4 protein-coding genes are annotated in these 2,908 nt (G+C 53.2%); 1 reads left to right on the top strand and 3 read right to left on the bottom strand.

The window, feature by feature from the left end; genetic code table 11:
- Positions 1 to 381: 381 nt before the first annotated feature.
- Positions 382 to 654 carry a succinate dehydrogenase gene (locus HMPREF3050_RS02015; RefSeq protein WP_070773268.1) on the bottom strand — a complete coding sequence of 91 codons (273 nt, stop codon included), beginning with the start codon at positions 652 to 654 and terminating at the stop codon, positions 382 to 384.
- Between the two features lie 351 nt (positions 655 to 1,005).
- Here HMPREF3050_RS02015 and HMPREF3050_RS14105 point away from each other — a divergent pair, with 351 nt between their 5' ends.
- Positions 1,006 to 1,215, top strand: a complete 210-nt coding sequence (locus HMPREF3050_RS14105; protein ID WP_141758382.1) for a hypothetical protein — start codon at positions 1,006 to 1,008, stop codon at positions 1,213 to 1,215.
- On the opposite strand, the gene HMPREF3050_RS02010 is transcribed toward HMPREF3050_RS14105, so the two are convergent.
- A complete protein-coding gene (locus HMPREF3050_RS02010; protein ID WP_070773267.1) occupies positions 1,212 to 2,255 on the bottom strand; it encodes an NAD(P)H-dependent flavin oxidoreductase in 1,044 nt (347 codons plus the stop codon). The two genes, HMPREF3050_RS14105 and HMPREF3050_RS02010, sit on opposite strands and share 4 nt — an antisense overlap.
- A 297-nt stretch (positions 2,256 to 2,552) precedes the next feature.
- Positions 2,553 to 2,908, bottom strand: a 356-nt coding sequence (locus HMPREF3050_RS02005) for a YadA-like family protein (protein WP_141758381.1), incomplete at its 5' end; no start/stop codon positions are given.

Below are 2,908 nucleotides of genomic sequence, written 5' to 3'. Positions count from 1 at the left end.
CCCGTCCGGCGGGGGAAGGTTAGGATGGGGGGTGACTTTTGAGGTTTAGGTAAAGCAAATTCGTGCAAACCGTAGAGCCACCCTCTCCCCAGCCCTCTCCCGCCGGACGGGAGAGGGGGCAGGTTGCGAATAAAAACGAGGTCGTCTGAAAACTCTGAGAGTTGAGTTTTGGAAAAACTCAACTCTCAGAGTTTTCAGACGACCTTTTATTCAATCTCTCCAGATTTGGGATAACCCAAGTAGCGTGGGCTGCACCCACAAAATCCGCTATCTAAAAATCCAAATCAGACAACAGCCAAATGGGCATCCATTTTGACTTTTATCTCGTGGGCAAAACCCACGCTACGGGAGACCTTTGCAAAAATCATCGTCAATCCGGATTTATTCTGTTTGAATCTTTTTTCTAAAAATCTTAGTGATTAACCATCCCAGTAAAAACCACCAAATTGCATTCAGAAAGATAAATACCCAATTGGCTAACGGGCCATTTACATAATTGGAAACGAATAAGGACAAAATGGAAAAGGGAAAGGCTACGACGAAGAGAAGAAAACCTCCCCAGCTCCCCTCTGTACTATCACCCAAAATAACCATTGATGCGATTAGATAGATTAATGCCAGCCAGATACCTAATTTATTTTTAAAGAAAGACATATATCACTTCCTCTTGTTTTCTATAAGTATAAAGCATAAATCAAAACGTTCACCAAATCGGGCGCAGCGTTCCATATGGGTGGACGCTTTCGCGGCATCTCCGGTAAAGGGCTGCAATCGGTTTCTATAGTGGATTAACTTTAAACCAGGACGGCGTTACCTCGCCTTAGCTCAAAGAGAACGATTCTCTAAGGTGCTGAAGCACCAAGTGAATCGGTTCCGTACTATCTGTACTGTATCTGCGGCTTCCGCCTTGTCCTGATTTAAAGTTAATCCACTATATGTTCAGGAAAAGCGATATCTGTCCGACGGCAGGCTGCGCATTACCCGCAAACCCCTGATTGACGGCAAATGGAAAACCTCCGGCACCACCAATCGACAAGCTCGGAAGAAACCCAATCCGTAGCGTGGGCTTTGTCCGCGAACCTGCTGTCCGACAATCCGAATCGGGCGGTTGTCTTTATCTTCATTTCGTGGGCTACGGGTCGTCTGAAAACCAGTTTTCAATTTTCAGACGACCTTCTTGCAACGTCCACCTTGCCTGTGCTCAAACCGTCCTAACGCTCGATGCTGCCGCACAACCGTTCGACGATTTCTGCCGCGCTGCCGGGGCGGCATAGTCCTGCGTTTTGCCCTGCCCAAAATGGAGAAAAGTCGTAGCAGCCTTGTTTTTCGGCGGCGGCTTTCAATGCGCCGGCGGCTGCACCTGCCAAGGGGAACGGGAGCGCTGCGTCATTCATCGGACCAGCTTCGCGTATGAAGCGGTTGTAAAGTCCGCGCGCCGCGCCGCCGCTGAACAAGTTGGTCACCACGGTATCTTCGGGACGGGCGGTTTGGATGGCGGCGCGGTGGGCGGGTTTGGTCAGGGCTTCGTCTGCGAGCAGGAAGGCGGTTCCGACCTGAACTGCGGACGCGCCCAATCCCAACGCGGCGCGGACGGCGGTGGCATCGGAAACGCCGCCTGCGGCTATGACGGGCAGGCGCACGGCCTTGCGGACGGCGGGCAACAGGGCGAACAAGCCGCTTTGACTGTCGGGATTGCGGTTTAAAAACCATCCCCGATGACCGCCCGCTTCCCACGCTTGGGCTATCACGACATCCGCACCGTTTTGTTCCAGCCAAACGGCTTCTTCGACCGTCGTCGCGCTGCTCCACACTTCCGCACCCGTCGCTTTGACGCGCTGCAAGTATTCGGGCGCGGGCAAGCCGAAGTGGAAGCTGACCACAGGCGGGCGGTAACGTTCCACACATGCCAACGCATCGGCATCAAACGGCTGCCGTCCGCCGCCGCTGGGAATGTCGTTTTCCGTCAGCCCGTAAGCTTCGAAATACGGACGCAACACGGCAGACCATGCCTCGTATTGCGCTCGTTCGGCAGACGGCGTGCGGTGGGCGAAAAAGTTGAGGTTGTACGGACGGCCGCCGCCTTCCTGCTTCATCCGTGCCAACGCTTTTTCCAAACCCGCGGTGTCATACATCGCCCCCGCCAACGAACCCAAAGCGCCGGTTTTGCCGACAGCCAAAGTCAGTGCTGTGTCATGTGCAAACGCCATCGGTGCTTGAATCAGCGGATAGCGCAGTGAGGATAAAATGCTGCTCATGTCTGTTTCTCCTTGTAATCTGTTTGGTCAGCCGGCTTGAAATTTCTTCAGTTTAAATACGCGGACTGACCATGTGGAACATGGCTGAATTTTGCCACAAAAAATAGTCGGACATGACTGCAAGGTCGTCTGAAAACAAATCTTAGCGTTTTGTGTCAAGCGGGTGTTTGCGAAACCGAGCATATTGGAAAACCATCCCCTCCCATGCAATCCGATATAGAAAAAGGTCGTCTGAAAACCCTGTTTCGGGTTTTCAGACGACCTTTGCTTTGCCTTCAAACAGGCTTTAGGTCAGGATTACCATTGGTAGCCGACACCTGCGGTCGCGCCGTAGTGGCCGCGCGAGTTACCGGTAGCGGTACCTTTGATGATCCAGTTGCCGCCGTCGGAGATGCTGGAGAAGCCGACTGCGTAGCCGCTTTCACCGCGGTAAACGCCGCCTGCAACCGCCATCATGCTCTTACCCGGCAGGTAGGCTTGCGGCAGACCGGCGACCGCCATGGCTGCTGCGGTACCGGCTTTGGAGTCGCTTTCCACATTGTCGATACGTTGGTTGATTTGGTTGCCCATGTTCACCACGTAATTGCCGATGTTGGTCACGCTTTGGTTAATCGCCTGGTTGGTGTAATACAACTGGCTGCCGTTGATCGCAT

The organism is Neisseria sp. HMSC065D04, assembly GCF_001815675.1.
In the GTDB taxonomy this organism is placed as follows: domain Bacteria; phylum Pseudomonadota; class Gammaproteobacteria; order Burkholderiales; family Neisseriaceae; genus Neisseria.
The sequence above is the reverse complement of the archived record's forward strand: the minus strand, read 5'-3'. Positions and strand labels throughout refer to the sequence as shown.

Excerpts from the sequence above, each read along its gene's own strand:
- HMPREF3050_RS14105 (WP_141758382.1), top strand. The coding sequence starts at position 1,006 with ATGGAAAACCTCCGGCACCACCAATCGACAAGCTCGGAAGAAACCCAA.
- HMPREF3050_RS02015 (WP_070773268.1), bottom strand. The coding sequence starts at position 654 with ATGTCTTTCTTTAAAAATAAATTAGGTATCTGGCTGGCATTAATCTAT.
- HMPREF3050_RS02010 (WP_070773267.1), bottom strand. The coding sequence starts at position 2,255 with ATGAGCAGCATTTTATCCTCACTGCGCTATCCGCTGATTCAAGCACCG.